General features: G+C 48.1%; 8 protein-coding genes and 1 tRNA gene. 8 read left to right on the top strand and 1 reads right to left on the bottom strand.

Features of this window, described 5'->3' with window-relative positions:
* Nucleotides 1–139: 139 nt before the first annotated feature.
* The 3 genes from ICW23_RS04915 (at nucleotide 140) to ICW23_RS04905 (ending at nucleotide 1,343) form a co-directional block, all read left to right on the top strand.
* The gene (locus ICW23_RS04915; RefSeq protein WP_016936555.1) at nucleotides 140–370 is read left to right on the top strand and encodes an excisionase family DNA-binding protein; all 231 of its coding nucleotides are present in this window, start codon (nucleotides 140–142) and stop codon (nucleotides 368–370) included.
* Between the two features lie 315 nt (nucleotides 371–685).
* A complete protein-coding gene (locus ICW23_RS04910) occupies nucleotides 686–1,231 on the top strand; it encodes a site-specific integrase (protein WP_016936554.1) in 546 nt (181 codons plus the stop codon).
* Nucleotides 1,232–1,270: 39 nt separating this feature from the next.
* A tRNA-Arg gene (locus ICW23_RS04905) sits at nucleotides 1,271–1,343 on the top strand.
* Nucleotides 1,344–1,437: 94 nt separating this feature from the next.
* Here ICW23_RS04905 and ICW23_RS04900 read toward each other — a convergent pair.
* Entirely contained in the window at nucleotides 1,438–1,980 is a 543-nt protein-coding gene (locus tag ICW23_RS04900) for an IseA DL-endopeptidase inhibitor family protein (RefSeq protein ID WP_045926206.1), read from the bottom strand.
* A gap of 228 nt (nucleotides 1,981–2,208) precedes the next feature.
* On the opposite strand from ICW23_RS04900, the gene ICW23_RS04895 reads away from it, so the two are divergent.
* The 5 genes from ICW23_RS04895 to ICW23_RS04875 all read left to right on the top strand — a co-directional run bounded on the left by ICW23_RS04895 (nucleotide 2,209) and on the right by ICW23_RS04875 (nucleotide 22,032).
* Nucleotides 2,209–3,597, top strand: coding sequence for an MATE family efflux transporter (locus ICW23_RS04895; RefSeq protein WP_016936552.1), 1,389 nt, complete (start codon nucleotides 2,209–2,211; stop codon nucleotides 3,595–3,597).
* Between the two features lie 115 nt (nucleotides 3,598–3,712).
* The gene (locus ICW23_RS04890) at nucleotides 3,713–4,681 is read left to right on the top strand and encodes an aldose 1-epimerase (RefSeq protein ID WP_188154121.1); all 969 of its coding nucleotides are present in this window, start codon (nucleotides 3,713–3,715) and stop codon (nucleotides 4,679–4,681) included.
* 19 nt (nucleotides 4,682–4,700) lie between these two features.
* The gene (dacB, locus tag ICW23_RS04885) at nucleotides 4,701–6,176 is read left to right on the top strand and encodes a D-alanyl-D-alanine carboxypeptidase/D-alanyl-D-alanine endopeptidase (protein WP_045926208.1); all 1,476 of its coding nucleotides are present in this window, start codon (nucleotides 4,701–4,703) and stop codon (nucleotides 6,174–6,176) included.
* Between the two features lie 474 nt (nucleotides 6,177–6,650).
* The gene (locus ICW23_RS04880) at nucleotides 6,651–14,309 is read left to right on the top strand and encodes a non-ribosomal peptide synthetase (protein WP_188154120.1); all 7,659 of its coding nucleotides are present in this window, start codon (nucleotides 6,651–6,653) and stop codon (nucleotides 14,307–14,309) included.
* A gap of 25 nt (nucleotides 14,310–14,334) precedes the next feature.
* Nucleotides 14,335–22,032: a non-ribosomal peptide synthetase gene (locus ICW23_RS04875; RefSeq protein ID WP_188154119.1), complete on the top strand. Its 7,698-nt coding sequence runs from the start codon at nucleotides 14,335–14,337 to the stop codon at nucleotides 22,030–22,032.

Below are 22,032 nucleotides of genomic sequence, written 5' to 3'. Positions count from 1 at the left end.
TGTGTGAATGTAATCAGTCGGAAATGGGATAAATGGGAAACCGGACAGAAAAAGCTGTGAAACAAGCATTAAGGCAAAAAATAAGCTACAATAAATAAAACAGAATTCACTCACATGACATATGAAAGGAACGTGAGCCATGTATTTAACCATTAAAGAGACAGCGGAGTTTACCAGTCTTCCTGAAGAATATGTACACAATCTTATTTTGACGAATAAAATAAGAGCGGTCCATGACGGGCAGCAATATTTAATCAACAAAGAACAATTTCAAACCCATCTTGAACAGCTGGAGAAATATAAAGAAATGATACAAGAGTTTTTAAATGAACCGCTCCCTGAAGACATTGATGTAAAAGACGAAGATTAGGACACAATTTCATATTGTGTCTTTTTTTTGCATTTCTTCAGCTGTTCACAAAAAAATCGGACGCTCATATTTCGTTTTAAGGGCGCTGTTTTCTTTTTTGAATACTAAGAGACTCCGATGTCTCAAAATCCCGTCACGGGGATATAAACGATGTTTTTGGGGATCTTTTTGAAAACAGGTGTTTTATTTTCTTTATGTAACACTATGTATATTATGTTACATAAGAGGCTTTATCCTTTATCATTCAATGGGTTTCAGCTATAATAGTAACATAATCCTCAATATGTTACTTTACCAATTATAAGGGGTTTTTTGATGCATATCGTACAGCCGATCCGAAGTTTGGAGAAGATCCAGGAAGTCAAACAGTATTTAATGAAGAAAAGTGAACGTGATTATTTTTTATTTATTTTCGGCATGAACAGTGCACTGCGGATTTCTGATGTTCTGCCGCTTCGCGTAAGGGATGTCAGAAACAAAGATCATGTATGGGCGACTGAGAGCAAAACGAGAAAGAAAAGAAAAATTCTGATATTGGAATCTCTAAAGGCCGACATATACGCATATACAAAAGATATGAAAGAGAATGACTATTTGTTTAAATCGAAACGGACGAATAAGCCTATTTCGCGGATTCAGGCATACAGAATATTAAAAGAAGCAGCTGCTGCGTGCGGATTGGAGGAGATCGGGACGCATACGCTGAGAAAGACGTTCGGGTATCATTTTTATCAGAGGACGAAAGATATTGCCGAACTCCAGCGGATATTAAATCATTCTTCTCCGTCTATTACGATGCGTTATATCGGAATAGATGAGGATACGACGAGAGCGGCTTATAAAGTGTTCGGCGGGCTGTAGGCTTGAAAAAAACGGCCGCCAGCGTTACTATATAAGCAGGCTCTAGTAGCACAGCGGATAGTGCAGCAGTTTCCTAAACTGCAGGTCGGGAGTTCGAATCTCTCCTAGAGCGTTTCATTTTAATCACATCTGCCAAATATAAAAATCCCTTGTTATACAAGGGGTTTTTTATCATTCAAAAAAGCCCGCTAAAAGCGGGCTTTTCTTTATATAACAGCATCAAATTGATTGACTTTCCAAACGTTGTTTTCTTTTACGAATGTAACGTCGCGTTTTGCTGACGGAGAACCGTCAAGAGTCGGTACAGTGAAGCGGTACGTTTGGACGCTTCCTTTTTTAGAAAGAAGGGTCATTTTTGCTTTTTTCCAATTCAGGAGGTTATCTCCGTCGCCGACCGGAACAGCCAATTTGCCGTCTTTTACAGTGAAGTGGTACTCTTTAAGCCCTTTATCAATCGCCTGCTTTGTAAAAGCGGGTGTCAGATATTTTACGGCTTTCGCTTTTGTTCCGAGTTCTTTGCACATGAATACATATTGAAGATTTTGATATTCGAACTGCTCGGATGTGCAGTTTGCTTTTGACTTAAGCGTTCCTCCGCTCATGGTGTTCCAAAAATGTTCTCTTGCTGACAGAGCCAGCTGAAGTGCTTGTTTTTGTGTTAGGTCATTAGGCGTATTTTTGGCAGTCGCCGCAGTGCCCAGTGATAGAATCAATGTAATAGTAGTGAGGAATAATAGCCATTTTTTCATGATATAATCTCTCCTTCAACGAATCTCTTTCTCTTATGTTACAAATGTTACAATAATTACGGTAAGATTACAATACCTTTTCAGAAATATTTTCCGCACTTTTTATTTTTATGATTTATTTCCATGTAAGACGGTAGAAAAAGATAAAGAGTTTCATTGAACAAAAGGTTTTTACAAGCTGTCTGCTGAATAATAAAATGGAAGAAAATCAAAAAAGGAGTCCTACATATGGAGGTACAAGATAATCTGGAGACAGCGGAAGGCCCTGGCCAGTCTGTCTGGCGGTCTATGTCATTATTTTTAGTCCCGCTGCTATTAAGCAACGTATTGCAATCTGTCGGCCAGTTGGTCGGAATGGTGTTTGTCGGGAGGTGGCTCGGAGTCGATGCGCTTGCCGCCGTATCGTCTTTTTTTCCGCTGTTTTTCCTGCTGATTTCCTTTACAATCGGAATCGGTTCAGGAAGTTCCATTCTGATCGGGCAGGCTTACGGCGCGAAAAACGAAGAGAGAATGAAAGCGATTGTCGGCACTACGCTGACGTTTACCTTTATGCTCGGTATTGTTCTGGCAGTTGTCGGCAGTGTGTTTACGCTTGATATTTTGCGGCTGATGGGAACGCCGGAAAACGTAATAGATGTCAGTGTCCGATATGCGCGCATTCTGTTTTGCGCGATGCCGCTGATGTTTTTATATTTTGCTTATACAACATTTTTACGCGGAACGGGAGATTCAAAGACCCCGTTTTATACGTTAATCGTCAGTACGGTCATTAACATCGGGCTTTTGCCTTTATTGATTCTCGGACTTTTCGGGCTTCCGAAGTTCGGCATTTACGGATCAGCGTATGCAACGGTCATTTCAAACATCGTGACATTTATCGTGCTGATGGTTTATTTGCGGAAAAAGAAGCACCCGCTTGCATTTGACCAGACTGCGTTCCGCTCTCTTAAAATGGACAAAAAGCTGCTCGCGCTTTTACTGCGGCTCGGTATTCCGTCGAGCATCAATATGATTCTCGTATCGCTTTCTGAAATCGCGGTCATCTCTTTTGTGAATCATTACGGATCAAATGCGACTGCTGCTTACGGGGTTGTCAACCAAGTGGCGAGTTATGTGCAGATGCCGGCGGTAAGCCTCGGTATCGCCGTTTCAATTTTTGCCGCCCAATCCATAGGAGCCAATCAATTCGGCCGGCTGAAGCAGGTCATCAAAGTCGGCATCGGCCTGAATTATTTGATCGGCGGGGTTTTGATTGTGCTGATTTACACCTTCTCCCGGCAGATACTGGCTTTGTTTTTAACCGATCAGGACACGCTTCATATTGCCCGCAATCTTATTATGATTACACTTTGGAGCTATCTGATTTTCGGTCACGCTCAGATCGTTTCAGCGACAATGCGGGCGAGCGGTACGGTATTATGGCCGACTGTTATCAGCATTTTTGCGATTTGGGGAATCGAGGTGCCTATCGCCTTTATACTATCTCATTACACGAAACTCGGCATTCTCGGCATTTGGGTCGGTTATCCGGCGGCTTTTGTCATCAGCCTGCTGCTGCAGTACGGGTATTACCGGTTTGTATGGAAGAAAAAACAGATTACCCGGCTGATTCAATAAGGTTTTACCGCACATCGCTCAGTTCATACGGGCGATGTTTTTTTCAGAGAAGGAAAATGAGTTTAGAAAATGGAATTCCTATACATGCTAGAAAACAAGGAAAGGGCAGGTGCTTATGACGATTGAACATACGACTTATTTAGGGGCTTCGGCCGTAAAAGCGGAAACTGAACAGGCTGAATGCATCATTGTGCCGGAATGGGGCTCACATGTCATTTCGATCCGGGATAAAAAAACCGGTATGCAGATTCTGAGAGAACCGGAAACCGCGGAACAATTTCGCGAAAAACCGATGCTGTACGGTATTCCCGTTTTATTCCCGCCGAACCGGATTACGGACGGGACGTTTCGTTTTGACGGCCGCACGTATCAATTTGACATAAACGAAGAGGATAAACATAATCATATTCACGGCTTTCTTCACAACCAGCATTGGAAGTTGGCAGCGGCGAAAGAAGAGGCGGATGAACTGACAGTCGAAACAGAAATTGATCTTACAGAAATTCCCCGTGTCCATAAACAATTTCCGCACGATGTCATTGTCCGGATGACTTATACATTAAAAAACAATGTGTTTACGCAGCGGGCGCTGATTATCAACAAGGGAACCGAGGCTTTTCCTTGGGGGCTGGGCTATCATTCAACTTTTGTTTTCAATGAGGAGCGATCACGTCTTTTTCTGACGGCTGACCGCATGTGGGAATTAAATGAACGTTTCGTGCCGACGGGCCGTTTATTGGATGTGCCTGATAAAGAAGCGTTCCGTAACGGAATGTCTTTAAAAAATAAGCAGTTTGACGATGTTTTTCTTTCTTCCGGACGGAATGGCGGCAATAACGAAGCTGTTATTTATCATCCTGATGAGCAGCTATCCGTTTTGTATCAGGCAGACACGTCTTTCAAGCATTGGGTGGTATATAACGGTGACGGAAAGCAAGGGTTTGTCAGTCTTGAGCCTTATACCTCCGTTACAGATGCATTTAATCTGAATCAGCCTGCATCACTGACGGGGCTTCAGATACTGAAACCGGGCGAAGAAGCGGCGGCGTCATCCCGGATCACCATTTTGCATGACGAAGAATAAGAAAGAGGCGGGGATAACATTGAAAACATATGTCAAACGCTTGGCCGCGGTGTTTCTCCTTTTGGTCATAGCCGCTGTTCCTTATATTGATGATTCCGCCAAAGCGGCCGAACAAAAAAATGCGTTGCAAAAAGAGCTGGAACACATTCTGAATGAAGAACCTGCCTTAAAGGGCGCCGCGGCAGGCGTCAGTGTCCGATCGGCAAAAACAGGGGAGGTGCTGTTTGGCAGCCGGGAAGATATGAGACTGAGGCCTGCATCACTGATGAAGCTGCTGACGGCATCTGCAGCGCTTTCCGTTCTTGGAGAAGATTACACCTTTAAAACAGAAGTGCGGGCAGACGGCGCCGTGAAAGGAAAACAGCTGCGCGGAAACCTTTATCTCAAAGGAAGTGGCGATCCGACCCTATTGGCTTCTGATTTTGAGAAGATGGCTAAACAAGTCAAAGCCAGAGGCATCCGTGTCATTCAAGGAGATCTGGTCGGGGATGATTCACGGTATGATGATACCAGATATTCAGTTGATCTTCCGTGGAGTGATGAAGGCCAATATTATGGAGCGCAAGTATCAGCTCTTACCGCTTCACCGAATGAGGATTATGATACCGGAACAGTGATTGCGGAAATCAGCCCGGCGAAACAGCCCGGTAAAAAGGCGCATATTACGATTTCTCCCCATACGGACGTCGTACGTGTGAGAAATGAAGTGAAAACCGCCGCTTCTGATGAAAAGAAAGATTTGACGGTTGAACGGGAGCATGGGGGCAATGTGATTACGGTAAAGGGAACCATGCCGGCGGGCGCGGCAAAGGCAAGAGAATGGGCGGCAGTGTGGGATCCGTCGTCCTATGCATTAGATTTATGGAAACAAGCGCTTACTAAACAGGGCATCACTGTAAAAGGAAAGGTCAAAACAGGGTGCATGCCGCATCACACCCAGCCAGTCACATCACGGACATCAATGCCTCTTTCGGAATTATTGATCCCGTTTATGAAACTGAGCAACAACGGGCACGCCGAAATTCTGATCAAGGAAATGGGGAAAGTGAAAAAAGGCGAGGGCAGTTGGGAAAAGGGTTTGGACGTGATGAAATCGGAGCTCAAATCGTTCGGGCTGAATCCGGATGAATTGATTGCCAGAGACGGATCCGGCGTTTCTCATATTAACGGCGTATCCGCCGGCCAAATCGGAGAGCTTTTGTATGCCGTTCAGAAAGAAAAGTGGTACCCGGCTTTCCTTCGTTCGCTCCCTGTCGCCGGTGCAAGTGACAGAATGACGGGAGGCACCCTTCGGAACCGGCTGAAGAATACTCCGGCAGAAGGCAAAATTAAAGCGAAAACCGGGTCACTAACATCAGTCAGTTCAATCGCCGGCTATGCGGAAACAAAAACAGGGGATACGCTTATTTTTTCCGTGCTTCAAAACGGATTGCTTGACGAAGATGACGGAAAAGACATTGAAGACAAAATCGCAGTCGTGCTGGCAAATCAATAAAAAAGCCGATCCTTATAGGATTCGGCTTTTTTTGATGGAAAACGAATATTATATTGCTATTATGAAACAATCTCTTCAAAAAATAATATCTTCAATATTCCGACTTTTTGACACTTTCTTTTCTTATGTGTCACCGTTTTTTCATTTTTATTATAAAAACTTCTTTCCGGGAGGCAAAATCTTTTTAAAGATGCGATTCATTATACATTTTATTCCTTATTATAGTATTTAAGAACTAGTTTGTGATGTGCATACATACCGTTTCACATGGTATAAAAATTATAGAAATGAAGAATATAAGTAAGTACAATATACTATATTCTAAAAAATGTTAGAGGAAATTTAATTTTTTATTGTGATTTCTAAAATATGTTTTAAAATAATGCTATATGGATGATTTAGTCATATGATGTCGAATTTTAATTGTAATTATTTCACTTTCTTATCCTCTTAAATTGAAATGGAGGGATTCCATTGAAGAACACTGTTTATTCTTTAACTCACGCCCAAAGAAGAGTCTGGTTTACAGAGCTGCTCGAGCCGGGCACAAGTATCTGCAATCTTGCGGCGTGCGTCAAATTCAGGGGAAATATCGACTTTGACGTATTGCGCCGTGCTTTAGATTTCTCTATCTTGCAAAATGATTCGCTCAGGTTTCAACTGACGGAAGGGGACGGCTCAGAACCCCAGCTGTATCTGGCCGGGCATCGGCCGATTTCTTTAGAGACCGTTGATTTTACTCATATTGATCAATCAGAGCGGGATGCATGGATTGACACACAGACGCGTGTTCCGTTCAAGCTGTTTCATTCACCGCTGTATCAATTTACTCTGCTTGTCATGTCAGACGAAGAAGTTTGGCTTTATTCAAAATTTCACCATATTATCATGGACGGTATCTCGCTCAATCTGCTTGGCAATCAGCTCATTGAAATTTACCAAAAAATCATGCGAAGCGAGGATTTGGCCGAACACCAAAGCCCTTCCTATCTCAGCTACATGGAAAAAGAACAGCAATATTTACAATCTTCCCGTTTTCAAAAAGATCGTTCATTTTGGACTGAAACGTACCGAACTGTTCCTGAACACCTTTCACTTGCGGAACGAACCTCTCATCTTAGACAAAGCACTGCAGCTTCCAGAGATACAATCACTCTTTCCTACTCCTTAGAACAATCAATCCGGCGTTTTTGCAAAGATCATAATGTAAGCATCATCTCTCTGTTTATGGCTTCGTTATACATATGCATCAGCCGTCTGACGGCTAAAAAGGATATTGCCATCGGTACTTATTACGGAAACCGGGGTTCCAAGCTCGAAAAGGATATGCTCGGCATGTTTGTCAGCACACTGCCGATCAGAATGACGGCAGATCCGGATGCGGAGTTCCTGTCTTTTGTCCGCAGTGTAGGAAAACAGCAGCTGTCTGTTATGCGGCACCAGAAATATCCTTACAATCTTTTTGTCAATGAATTAAGGCAGGTTCATCACGATCTGCAAAATATCATCGGGATTTCGATGCAATACCAGCCTCTCGCGTGGCATCAGGCGGAGGGCTTCGATTATGAAACGGCGATGTTTTTCAGCGGGCATACGGCAAATGAGCTGTCCATTTTAATTAAGGAGCGGACAGATACGGGATTGATTGAGCTGAATTTTGATTATCAATCCGCTTTATTTACTGAAACATCGATTAAACGGATTCAAACTCATTTGCTGACGATCGTTGAAAATGCCGTTAGAAATCCAAACCGGCTGATTCGGCATATTGATATGGCGGATGAAAAAGAAAAGAAACGGGTGTTAACTGCGTTTAACCGGACAGAAGCGGCTGAACCGCCGGCTCCTACGCTTCACGGGCTGTTTACCCGCCGCGCCGCGCTTTCGCCGCATCGTCCGGCGCTTCGTTTCTCAGACGGTATGCTGACGTACGCCGAGCTTGACCGGTACACAGACAGGCTCGCTTTTTGGCTCCGCCAAAAAGGCGTCCGCAAAGAAAGCATGGTCGGTGTGCTCGCTGAACGCTCGCCGGAGATGGTGATTTCAGTGCTTGCCGTGTTAAAAGCAGGCGGCGCCTACGTGCCGCTTGATCCGGAATATCCGGAGGACAGGCTGCGCTATATGCTCGACGACAGCGGCGCCTGTCTCCTGCTTCAACAGTCAGGATTATCCGTTCCCGGTTTTTCCGGCGAGACGCTAGAAGTGGCTCTTTCTGCCCTTACAGGTGAGACGGAGACAGGGGCTGTCTCTGAAGAAGCGGATGCCGATTCGCTCGCTTATATCATTTACACGTCCGGTTCGACGGGAACACCGAAGGGGGTGGCTGTTGAACACCGTCAGGCCGCCGCCTTTTTATCCGGGATGCAAGAGCAGTTTCCGTTAACGGAAGAGGATATGATCGTGCTGAAATCATCCTTTTCCTTCGACGCTTCCATCTGGCAATTGTTTTGGTGGACGATGTCAGGCGCCTCCGTGTATCTGCTTCCGGCCGGATGGGAGAAAGATCCTGCGCGGATGATCGAAGCGTTTGCCTCGGAAAAGGTGACGACCGCGCATTTTATTCCGGCGATGGTCAACAGCTTTTTAGACGCGCTGGAAACAGAGCCTGAGGAAACAAGAATCCGTCTCGGCAAAACCTTGACACGCGTGTTTGCCGGCGGGGAAGCTCTTTCACCGCTTACGGCTGCCCGGTTTGCCGATCTTCTGCCGGAGACCGTGCTCATTCACGGCTACGGGCCGACAGAAGCGACGGTTGATGCGGCGTTTTACGTCTGTGACCGAAAACGGGACAGCGGACGGACAAGGCTTCCGATCGGAAAACCCGTTCCGGGTGCCCGTCTTTATGTGTTAGACGGCGGGGGAACCGTTCAGCCTGCGGGCGTTGCCGGAGAGCTGTACATTGCGGGGACAGGGGTGGCCCGGGGCTATTTGAACCGGCCTGAACTGACGGCAGAACGTTTTCTCGATGATCCGTTTTATCCGGGAGAGCGTATGTATCAGACGGGCGATATCGCACGCTGGACTGAAGACGGGCTTGTCGAATGGCTCGGCCGTTCAGACGGACAGGTGAAAGTCCGCGGCTACCGGATTGAACCGGGAGAGATCGAAGCGGCGATCCGGCGCATTGACGGCATTCGTGAGGCGGCGGTCACCGCCCGGACCGAACACGGCGAGACCGCGCTTTACGCTTATATCGAAGGACGGGAAAGCGATGACGTGCGGGCGGAGCTTGCGACACGCCTTCCGGCCTACATGGTGCCGGCTCAGTTTATAGAGATGAGCGAGTGGCCGGTCACACCGAGCGGAAAGCTTGACCGCCGCGCACTGCCGGCTCCTGACGGAGCGGCAGGCAGACAGGCGTACACCGCACCGCGGAATGTCACGGAAATGAAGCTTTGCGCCCTTTGGGAAGAGGTGCTGAAAAACGGCCCCGTCGGCATTCGGGATCACTTTTTTGAGCGGGGCGGCCATTCGTTAAAAGCGACGGCTCTCGTCTCCCGCATCGCCAAGGAGTTCGGCGTTCAGGTGCCGTTACAGGACATCTTCGCCCGGCCGACGGTGGAAGAGCTCGCTTCGGTCATTCAGGACCTCGAAGAGAGCCCGTATGAAGCGATTCAGCCGGCGAAAACACAAGACACCTATCCGGTGTCTTCAGCGCAGAAACGGATGTATGTGCTCCAGCAGCTTGAAGACGGCGGTATCGGCTACAATATGCCGGCAGTGCTGGAACTGACGGGCCCGCTTGACCGCGGCCGGCTGGAGGAGACATTCCGGCAGCTTGTGGAGCGGCACGAGTCGCTCAGAACGTCCTTTGAAACGGGACATGACGGCGAACCGGTGCAGCGCATCCATGACAGCGTGCCGTTTCAGCTGGATGAGACCGAGTCAGCAGACGCATTTGTCCGGCCGTTTTGTCTGGAGAAAGCGCCGCTCTTCCGCGCGGCCCTCGTGAAAGAATCGGACGAACGCCATCTTTTATTAACGGATATGCATCACATTATTTCCGACGGTGTGTCCGTCAACACCTTGATAAAAGAATTCGGCGAGTTGTATGCCGGCCGCTCGCTTGCGCCGATGCGCCTTCAATATAAAGACTATGCCGTCTGGCAGCGGTCGTTTCAGGAGAAGGAAGGATATCAGAAGCAGGAAGCGTATTGGCTGAAGCGGCTGGAAGGTGAGCTTCCGGTGCTTGAGCTTCCGGCTGACAAGCCTCGTCCGGCTGTCAGAAGCTTTGCGGGCGGGAACGTATCGTGCACGCTTGACGCTGAAACGGCATCTGGTCTTCACCGGATCGCCCGCGATCACGGCTCCACTTTGTATATGGTGCTTCTCGCCGCGTACAATACGCTGCTCGCGCGGTTGAGCGGACAGGAAGACATCATCGTCGGCTCGCCGATTGCCGGGCGCCCGCACAAAGACCTTGAACCGATTCTGGGGATGTTCGTCAACACGCTCGCCATCAGAACGGAGCCGAAAGGGGACAAACGGTTTACCGATTACTTGGCGGAAGTCCGTCAGGCGGCGCTTGAGGCGTATGAGCATCAGGACTACCCGTTTGAAGAGCTTGTGGAACGGCTCGGCGTGCAGCGGGACATGAGCCGCAATCCGCTGTTTGATGCGATGTTTATTCTTCAGAATATGGAGCGAGAGGAGATAAATCTGGCCGGGCTGAAGGCGTCACGATCAGAGCATACCGAACATGATGTATCAAGTTTTGACCTGACCTTATCAGCTGCTGAATCCGATGGAAACATCCGCTTTGAAATGGAATTCAGCACCGAGCTTTTTATGAAAGAAACGATTGAACGCTGGATGGGCCACTTACTGAATCTCTTGCGCCATGTTGCCGCCGAACCGGAAGTCACACTATCAAAAGCTGATATGTTGACCGAAGAGGAAAAGCAAAAGATACTGACTGAATTTAATAATACACAAACCGAGTTCTCGGAAAAAGACAAACTGTTCCATCAGCTATTTGAAGCGAAAGCAGCAGAAACGCCTCATCAGACGGCCGTCATTGAAGGAACACAACAGATCAGCTATTCGCAGCTTAATGAGCAGGCAAATCGGCTTGCACGAACATTACACAAAAATGGATTCGGTCCGGGAAAAAGAGCAGCTATATTGGCAAATCGTTCGATTGAAGCGATCGTCAGTGTTCTTGCCGTCATGAAATCGGGAGGGGCGTATATCCCTATTGATTCACATTATCCTAAGGAACGGATTCGCTATTTATTAAAGGACAGCGCGGCATCCGTCTTGTTGGTGCAGTCTGAATACAAAGAGCTTGCTTCACAGCTTGCGGATCACAATTTGTTGCTCATTCAGCTCGATCAGGAAGATCAATACGATATTTGTGCGGAGAATATTCATCCGGCAGTGTCTCCGGATGATACTGCTTATATCATATATACTTCGGGAACGACGGGAACGCCGAAAGGAGTCGAAGTCAGAAATCGCAGCTTTACCCATGCAGCACTTGCATGGCGCAGCATTTATGAGCTTGACCGTATACCGGTCAAGGTGCTGCAGATGGCGAGTTTCTCATTTGATGTTTTTTCAGGAGATCTTGCCCGCGCCTTGCTAAATGGAGGGACGCTTGTTATTTGTCCGGATGACGTCCGGCTTGAGCCGAAACAGCTTTATCAGCTCATTGATCAGCACCGTATCACATTTATGGAGTCGACACCCGCGCTGATTGTTCCGTTTATGGAATATATATACCGCCGGAAACTTGCGCTGCAAAGTGTAAAAGTACTGGTACTGGGCTCAGATATGATCAAAGCGAAAGATTTTTATACGCTTCATAAGCGTTTCGGAGAAAACATGCGGATCATAAACAGCTACGGTGTAACAGAAGCGACAATTGATTCTTCGTATTATGAAGCCAAAATGAGCGAAAAGCCGCGGGAAGATGATGTGCCGATCGGTGTTCCGCTTCCGAATGTGCAAATGTACGTCTTAAACAAAGACAAACAGGTTCAGCCAATCGGCGTTTTCGGAGAACTGTATATCGGAGGCGCCGGCGTCGCCAAAGGATATTGGGGACAGCCGGAGCTGACAAAGGGCGCATTCAGCGACCCGTTACAAACGGGAGAAATACTTTACAGAACCGGAGATCAAGCCTGCTGGCTGCCGGATGGCACTCTTCGTTTTCAAGGGCGGATTGATAAGCAGGTAAAAATCAGAGGATACAGAATTGAGACGGGAGAAATTGAAAGTGTGCTTTTGAAACACGATCAAGTTAAAGAAGCGGCTGTTACCGTGATGAAGGATGCCGAAGGACAGGGCAGATTAGCGGCGTACATCGTACCTAAAACAGCTGATATCTCATCACTTCGCGAGTTTCTTATGCAGGAGCTTCCTGCTTATATGATGCCGTCTCATATTATCGGTTTAGACAGCATGCCCCTGACACTGAACGGCAAACTTGATAAATCGGCTCTGCCGGCAGAAGAGATACATTCATCACAGGCATTTGTCGCGCCCGGCGATGAAAAACAGGCGTTGTTATGCCGAATTTGGGAAGATGTGCTTCATATTCAGAAAGCGGGCATTCATCACTCTTTCTTTGAGCTTGGGGGAGATTCCATTAAGGCGCTTCAAGTGTCAGCCCGACTCGCCGGAGAAGGCTGGAACATGTCGATCCGCGATTTGTTTCAGTTCCCGACGATTGCAGAACTCGCGAAGCACCTCACGCCGGCTGTTGCAATGGCTGATCAGGGGCTGATAGAAGGAAGCGCTCCGCTGACACCGATCCAGAAGAGATTTTTTGAGGAACCGGGTGCTTTTGATCTTCATTATAACCAATCAGTCATGCTGTGCAGTGAAGAAAGATTCCAGATAAATGCTTTGTCTCAGGCGGTTCGCTCGCTGACAGAACATCACGATGCGCTGCGAATGACATTCACTGAAAATGAGCATGGGGAAATTGTTCAATATAACCGCGGAATCACAGAGCAGCATGAAGAAATCTTTACGCTTAACGTCATAGATCTTTCAGAAGAAACACAGCCGGAAAAACGGATAGCCGCCGAGGAAAAAGAAATACAGCAGGCCATGCGCCTTGATCAAGGTCCTCTGTTTCATCTCGGAGTGTTCCGGCTGAAAGAAGCCGACCATCTGCTGATCACGATTCATCACCTTATCACGGACGGCGTGTCGTGGAGAATATTGCTTGAAGATCTGCAGACAGCTTATCAGCAGGCATTAGAAGGCCGACAAATCAAACTGCCGCCGAAAAGCGATTCTTATATCAAATATGCCGAACAACTTTTTGACATATCCAAAAGCAAAGCGCTGCTTGAAGAAGCCGCGTACTGGGACAATGTGTTGTCTTTTGAAACAGCGCCGCTGCCGAAAATAAATGATGGAAATGCCGGACGGATGCAGGAAAACGCGCGCACGGCATCGTGGATATTAAGCAGCGGGCTCACAAAACAGCTGCTTTTAGAAACACAGCAGGCATACGGCACGGATGTTCATGAATTGCTTTTAACGGCGCTTGGAATGGCGCTTCATGAGTGGACAGGTTCTGAACAGATGCTTATCAGCACTGAAGGACACGGACGCCAGGGTCATATGCCTGACATTGATATTTCGAGAACGGCAGGCTGGTTTACATCTGTTTATCCCGTGCTCTTAGATATGAGAGTGCCGGACGGCTCAGGCGAAAAAACCGCTCACCGTATAAAGACGGTAAAAGACATGATGAGACGGGTTCCTCATTACGGAACCGGCTACGGGCTGCTGAGATATTCGCGAAACATTCTTTATAAAGACCCAGAAATAAGCTTTAACTATCTCGGTGCGTTTGACGGTCTTGAGGGAGGACTGAAGATGTCGCCATTCAAGCCGCAGCATGATATAGCGGCCGGGCGCATCCGCGAGTTTGACCTGGATATTAACGCGATGACGGCGGACGGACGTCTGGAGGTAAAAGCCGTTTATACCGGCGTATTTGCACCGGGGGCAGTTGAGTCTTTCATGAATCGTTTCCAAACTCATCTTGAGGACATCATCGCCCACTGTTCTGGCAAGAAAGAGCGGGAAAAAACATTGACTGATTACAGCCATAAGGAATTGACCGCTCAAGCACTATCAAGCATTGAAGATCTCGTAAAAGGACTTTAATTTCATAAAAAGGTGTGTGGCATTCGTGACACAAGCGACAGAAATCCAAGATATTTATCCTTTATCATATATGCAGGAAGGCATGCTGTTTCATTCGCTTTTAGACTCCGGATCAAACGCATATGTCGAGCAGATTTCGTTTACGGTCAGCGGAGATTTATGCGTGGATACATTTCAAAAAAGCCTTGATATGCTTGTCAGCCGCTATGATATTTTCAGAACAATTTTCATAAAAGAAGTACCTGACCTTGAAGGGCCGCAGCAGGTAGTCCTTTCGCGCCGTGACACTGCCGTACGGACTGAAGACATTTCAGATTATTCGGAAGAACAGCAGCAAAGCATCATTGACGAATTTAAGGAAAACGACCGGCATAAGGGGTTTGATCTGCAAAAAGGCCCCTTAATGCGCCTTGCTCTTTTTCATACGGGAAAAAACCGCCATACATGCGTTTGGACTCACCATCACATTATGATGGACGGCTGGAGCCTGGGCATTGTGCTGAAAGATTTCTTCAGCATGTATTATTCGATCCGGAACGGGCGGCCTGTAAACCTCGGCAGTCCGGATCCTTACAGCACTTATATCAAATGGCTACGAAGCCGGAATAAAGAAGAAACGTCAGCGTTCTGGTCCGGCTATTTGAAAGATTACGGAGAAACCGTTTCTGTTCCGCAAACGAAGAATAAGCCGGCGCAAAACGGTTATACATCTGAGCATTTTCAATTCTCCCTTGAGCCTGAAACCGTACAAAAACTGACAGACATCGCCCGGGGCATCGGGGTCACACTGAATACTATATTTACGGGCATCTGGGGCCTGCTTCTCCATCGTTACAACGGGACTGAAGATGCGGTCTTCGGTTCGGTTGTTTCCGGCAGGCCGTCAGCTATTGGCGGCATTGAATCCATGGCCGGGCTGTTTATCAATACCGTTCCGGTGAGGGTGCGCGCAGCAGAGGATATGACTTTTACATCGCTTGTTAAAGCAGTGCAAAAAGATTCACTCGCAGCGGAAGAGCATAGCTATTATCCGCTTTATGACATTCAAAACGAGAGCGGTCTGCAAAAAGATCTCTTGAACCATATCCTTGTCTTTGAAAATTATCCGGTTCAGATGCAGGCTGCGGTAAACGGCTGGCAGCAGACTGAAAGCCATGCTCTCTCTCTTGAAAACTTTTCGATGGCGGAAGAAACGAACTTTGATCTCAACGTCGTCATCGTTCCGGGGGAAGAGTTTTATGTGAAATTCAGCTACAATGCTGACATTTATGATCGGGAGGACATGAAACGGATCAAAGGGCATATTCTTGAGGTCATCTCCTGTGTAACAGAGGATCCGGACAGGCTCTTATCAAGCATCAGTCTCGTGCCGCCGGAGGAAGAGGCCTTGATTCATTCGTTTAACGACACAAACCGTCCGTATCCTGAGACAACCGTTCACGGGCTTTTTGAAGAACAGGCTGCCAAAACGCCCGACCAGGAAGCGTTGAGATATAACGGGATAAGCTGGAGCTATAAGAAATTAAATCAGCGGGCGAATCAGATTGCGCATGCGTTAAGGGAAAAAGGCGCCCGTCCCGATCAGATCACCGCTGTTATGCTGCGCCGATCGATGAATACGGTCGCCGCTCTGCTCGGAATTTGGAAATCGGGCAGCGCTTATATGCCGATTGATGCGGAATATCCGCCTGAACGGATCTCATTTTTGCTGAGAGACAGTGAAGCTTCACTGCTCGTGACTGAAAAAGACCTGCTCCCCCTCATTCCGCCTCATTTCAAGGGAAACGTCGTCATCTTGGAGGAAACGGTTTCCCGGCAGACCGGACCGCTTCCGCCGGTGTCCGGCAGCGGAAATTGGGCGTATGTCATTTACACCTCGGGAACGACAGGCCGTCCGAAAGGCGTGCTTGTACAACACAAAGCGATCAGCAATACATTGCAATGGCGGCGTGAAGAATACGGCATGTCAGAAGGCGACATAGCGCTTCATCTTTTTTCATACGTATTTGACGGCTCTTTGACAAGTCTTTTCACTCCGCTGCTGTCCGGCGCTTGTGTACTGTTGACTGATGAAGACGATGCAAAAGACGTTCTTTCAATGAAACAGAAAATCGCCCGCCACGGGGTAAGCCATCTTCTGATCGTTCCGTCCCTTTATCGCGTCCTGCTTGATTCTCTGACAAAAAAAGATGCACAGACGCTTCGGGCGGTGACATTTGCCGGGGAAGCGGCAACCCCTGATATCGTGGAAGCGAGCCGGAATATATGCCCGAATGCCGAGCTGCTGAATGAATACGGCCCGACGGAGAACAGTGTGGCAGCGACGATCCTGCGCAATCTGCAAAAAAGCAGCCGGATTACGATCGGACGCCCGATCTCCAATACATCCGTCTATATCATGCACGGTGTCCAGCTGCAGCCGGTCGGAGCCGTCGGTGAACTGTGTATTTCAGGAAAAGGTCTTGCACACGGATATTTTCAGCAAAAAGAGCTGACGGACAAAGCCTTTACCCCTCATCCGTTTCGTGAAGGTGAACGGCTGTACAGAACGGGGGATGCAGCCCGGTTTTTACCGGACGGAACGATTGAATATATGGGGCGTTTTGATGATCAGGTGAAAGTGAGAGGCTACAGAATCGAATTAGGAGAAATCGAAACGGCACTCAGAAGTCTGTCCGGGGTAAAAGAGGCGGCAGTTACCGTGCGCAAAACGGCGGACGGAGATCAGGAGCTTGCAGCTTATGTCGTACTGCAAAACGCGGGTGTGACATTTGATCCGCACGCCGAATTGGCGGGGACATTACCTGCTTATATGATACCGGGAAGCTTTACCAGACTGACGGAAATGCCGCTGTCTGCGAGCGGAAAACTTGATAGAGCCGCGCTTCCTGAACCGGAAGAAGCTGAGAGAACCGGTGATTATCAAGCGCCCCGCACAATGCTTGAGACTGAGCTGCTGTCTATTTGGCAAGATGTGCTGAAACGGGACCGCATCAGTATGAGAGATGATTTCTTCCAAATCGGCGGACAGTCGCTGAAAGCCGCATCACTTGTTTCAAACATACATAAACGGCTGCAAATTGAACTTGCCGTCCGCCATGTCTTTGAACATCCGACCATTGAGAGCATGGCCCGCTTCCTTGAACAGAAGAAAAGAGGAGAATATGCGGAAATCACGCCTGCAAAGACGAAGGACTTGTACCCGTTATCTTTTGCTCAAAAAAGGCTTTATGCCCTTCACCAGCTTGCGGCGGACAGCACGGGCTATCATATGCCCGCTTGTCTGGAACTGAGCGGCAGGCTCAATCGGAACCGTCTGCAAGAAGCCTTTTCAGCGCTGCTGCAAAGGCATGAAGCGTTACGCACATCATTTGTGTTACGAAACGGGGAGCCGATGCAGCACATACATTCACATGTGGAGCTCGAACTCACAGAGCTTCACATGCCGTCCGAGTCACTTCTTCACGAGACGTTGGAAACTTTCGTTAAGCCGTTTGACGTGGAAAAAGCGCCGCTTTTGAGGGTGACTTTAGCCAAAGTCAATGAAGACCGCCATTTTCTGCTGCTCGATATGCATCATCTTATCGCAGACGGTGTGTCAATGAGCGTTCTGATTCAGGAATTGACGGATTTGTACAGAGGGAAGGAATTGCGGCCGTTAAAACTGCAGTACAAAGATTTTTCCGTCTGGCAGCATGACCGGTCTGCCGCTGAAGAGTTCAAAAAACATGAGCGGTATTGGCTGGATGCGCTCGGGGAAAACATTCCCGTTCTTGATCTGCCGCTGGATAAAAAGCGCCCTCAGTTTCCTGATTTCAGCGGATCCGCGGTTCGAACGCGTCTTCAAAAGGAAACGGCGGAGAATTTGCGCCGGCTCATGGATGAGACGGGTTCCACGCTGTATATGATTCTTTTGGCCGGCTATTCCCTGTTCCTGTCTAAATTGAGCGGACAGGAAGATGTTGTCATCGGTTCACCTGCGGCAGGCAGAAGCCGCGCTGAGCTTGAAGGGGTCATCGGCATGTTTGTTAACACCGTGGCCATGAGAAGCAGGCCGGAAGGTGATAAGACATTCCGCGCTTATTTAGAAGAGGTGAAAATGCTCGCCCTCGGCGCAGCCGAACATCAGGAATTCCCGTTTGAAGAACTCGCCCAAAAGCTTGATACACACCGGGAAGTCAATCGCAATCCGCTGTTTGATGCCATGCTCGTTCTGCAAAACAGTGATGATTTCAAAGTGAATCTTCCGGGCTTATCCGTTTCTGCACATGCAGTGAAGCATGACATTTCAAAATTCGACTTGACGCTACATGCTGAGGAACGGCTGGATGGCGCCCTGGATTTTCATTTTGAATACAGTACCGCATTATTTGAAAAAGAAACGATCGAACGGTGGGCCGGTCATTTTAAAGAGCTTTTAGGACAAATCGCGTCGGATTACGATCGGAAGCTGTCTGATATTCATTTGCTGGACACAAACGAGCGGCAGATGCTTCTGGAAGCTGATAATCAAACGGCTGAGTATCCGCGGCATGAAACGATCGTCAGTTTATTTGAAACACAGGCGGAAAAAACGCCGGATCAAATCGCAGCCGTCATGGCCGATGAGCGTCTCACCTACCGCGAGCTCAATGAGAAGGCGGATCAAATCGCCGATATGCTCTCAGAAAACGGGCTCCGCTCCGGACAGATTGTCGGGATGATGACTGAACGATCTCCGGATATGCTGATTGGGATTCTCGGTATTTTAAAAGCGGGAGGGGCGTATCTGCCGATTGATCCTGAATATCCGGACGAGCGGATTTCATTTATGCTGACTGACAGCGGCGCGCGTGTTCTTTTGACGCAATCGGGTCTTGGGATTTCCGGAATGGACGGTCTGCCGGTTTTATACATTGATAAGCCTGAATCTGTCTCAGCAGACAGTCCGAAAGAAACGATAACACCTGAACAGCCGGCTTACGTGATTTACACATCGGGCACAACGGGGAAACCGAAAGGCGTTATGACGGAACACCGCAATGTCATCAGCCTTATCACACATAAAGGGCTGCCGCTTGATTTTGGGCCAGAAGACGTCTGGACGCTGTTTCATTCCTATTGTTTTGATTTTTCTGTTTGGGAAATATTCGGTGCGCTTTTATACGGCGGAAAAGTAGTCATCGTGCCGAAAGAAACAGCCCGTGATCCGCATTTGTACCGGCAGCTGCTGCTAAGTGAAGGCGTAACGGTGCTGAACCAAACGCCGACGGCTTTTTCCGGACTCATTCATGAAGAAGCCGGGCATACGGACAAGCTGAAGCTTCGATATGTCATTTTCGGCGGAGAAGCGCTTCAGCCCGGCATGCTGAAAAGCTGGAAAGAGAAGTACCCGGAGACGGAGCTTGTGAACATGTACGGCATTACGGAAACCACGGTTCACGTCACATACAAAAAACTGAATATGGAAGATATTGAGAGAAATAAAAGCAATATCGGCAGACCGCTGGAAACCCTTCATGCTTTTGTCATGGACGCCTATATGAATCCGCAGCCGATCGGAATTCCCGGTGAGCTTTATATCGGCGGAGAAGGCGTCGCGAGGGGATACGTAAATAGAGATGATTTAACTGCCTCCCGTTTCATCCCGAATCCGCACGTTTCCGGCATGCGGCTCTACCGGACGGGCGATATCGCCAAAAGGCTCTCAAATGGCGAGCTGGAGTATGTCGGGCGGAAAGATGCGCAAGTAAAAGTCAGAGGCCACAGAATTGAATTGGGGGAAATTAAATCAGCGCTGCAGAAGCTTTCTTTCGTGAAAGAGGCCGCCGTGATCACACGTGCTGATCAGCACGGTCAGCACTCCATTTACGCCTATGCCGTCTTACACGGAAACGAAAAGTTAAAAGAAGCAGAGGTTCAGGCCTCTCTCAGAGCTTTCCTGCCGGAATATATGATTCCCGCACGCTTGACAGAGCTTAATGAACTGCCTCTGACGGCGAATGGGAAGCTGGATGAGAAGGCGCTCCCGCAGCCTGAATTAAACGAAAATCCCGGAGATGATATCAGCCTGAGGAATGAAACTGAAGAAATGATGGCTGACATTTGGGAGGAACTCTTAGGTGTTGAAGGCCTTGGCCCCAATGCTCATTTCTTCCATCTCGGCGGAGATTCGATTAAAGCGCTGCAAGTATGTGCGAGGCTGAAGCAGCAGGGCTACGAAACGACCGTCCGTGAGCTGTTTGAGCATCAGACACTGGGAGAGGTGTCGATGCGGCTCCGGAAAGTCCGCCGCGTAATTGATCAGGCTCCCGTCACGGGAGAAGTGCCGTTGACGCCGATCCAGCACTGGTTCTTGTCACAATCATTGCCGCATGATCATTTTAATCAGACCGTTATGCTCCGCAGTGCGGACAGAATCAATGAATCTGCCATGAGAAAAGCGCTGGCGCATCTGGCGGTTCATCATGACGCATTACGGATGATATGCGGCACGCAAAATGGATCGGTGATGCAATATAACAGAGCTGAGAACCTTTCTGATGAAGAACTCTTTACGTTTGAAACGCTTGACGTGAGAGGGAAAGGGTCATTACAAGAGGAGCACGCCGCAATTGAACAGGCGGCCGCCCGTATACAATCTTCCATTCGGCTGGAAACGGGTCCGCTCGTAGCTGTCGGTTTATTTTACGCCGCAGATGGCGATCATCTGCTGCTTTCCATTCATCACCTTGTCATTGACGGAGTGTCATGGCGGATTTTATTTGAAGATCTCACCGCGTGCTACAGGCAGGCGCTTGTTGGAAAAGAAGCCGTTCTTCCGGCGAAAACTGATTCCTATCAGACTTATGCAAAGCAGATTTCTGATTATGCAAAAAGCCGCCGGCTTCTGCAGGAAGCAGATTACTGGTCTGAAAGAGAAGAAGCAGCGGTCAAACCGCTTCCGAAAGATGCCCGCATCTCTTCCAATCTCCTTAAAGATACAGATGTGATGACCATTACATTGACAAAACAGGAGACCGAGCAGCTGTTAACGGAGGCAAACAGGGCATACACAACGGAGACAGGTGAATTATTGCTTGCGGCGTTAAGCCTTGCGCTGAACAGATGGACCGGAAACGAGACATTCAAAATCAGCATGGAAGGCCACGGAAGGGAAGAGCATCTGGAGCATCTTGATATCAGCAGAACCATCGGCTGGTTTACGTCAATTTATCCGGTATTGGTTGACGCAAGTTTTCAAGATCAGGCTGATGACGGGGGGCGTCTCGGTTATCACATTAAGCGGACAAAAGATATGATGCGCCGCATTCCGCATAAAGGAGCGGGATACGGGGTGCTGAAATATATAAGCAAATTCTGGGAAGAGGCTGAATCTGATTCTCCTGAAATCAGTTTTAACTATTTGGGGCAGTTTGACCGGGAGATCCGTTCAACCGGCTTCGATGTTTCTCCCGTAAAAGCGGGAAATGAAGTCAGCCCAGACTGGGAACGTCCGTACACACTTGATATCAGCGGCTCCGTATCATCGGAATGTCTCAGCTTGAATGTGGTGTATAACCGTTTTCATTATCAAAAAGAAACGATTGAAGTTTTGACGGGGCATTTTCATACTTTTCTCAAGCAGATCATCACGCATTGCACAGGCAAAGAGGAGCGTGAATGGAGCGCTGCTGATTTCAGTGATGAAGAGTTAACGCTGGAAGATCTGAGTGACATTATGGGAGCCGTCAACAAACTATAG

Origin of the sequence: Bacillus sp. 1021 (genome assembly GCF_014534735.1) — a bacterium.
GTDB classification, from domain to species: domain Bacteria; phylum Bacillota; class Bacilli; order Bacillales; family Bacillaceae; genus Bacillus; species Bacillus siamensis.
Note: the sequence above shows the minus strand (reverse complement) of the source record. Positions and strands in the feature narration are given on the sequence as shown.

Excerpts from the sequence above, each read along its gene's own strand:
- ICW23_RS04915 (WP_016936555.1), top strand. The coding sequence starts at position 140 with ATGTATTTAACCATTAAAGAGACAGCGGAGTTTACCAGTCTTCCTGAA.
- ICW23_RS04910 (WP_016936554.1), top strand. The coding sequence starts at position 686 with ATGCATATCGTACAGCCGATCCGAAGTTTGGAGAAGATCCAGGAAGTC.
- ICW23_RS04900 (WP_045926206.1), bottom strand. The coding sequence starts at position 1,980 with ATGAAAAAATGGCTATTATTCCTCACTACTATTACATTGATTCTATCA.
- ICW23_RS04895 (WP_016936552.1), top strand. The coding sequence starts at position 2,209 with ATGGAGGTACAAGATAATCTGGAGACAGCGGAAGGCCCTGGCCAGTCT.
- ICW23_RS04890 (WP_188154121.1), top strand. The coding sequence starts at position 3,713 with ATGACGATTGAACATACGACTTATTTAGGGGCTTCGGCCGTAAAAGCG.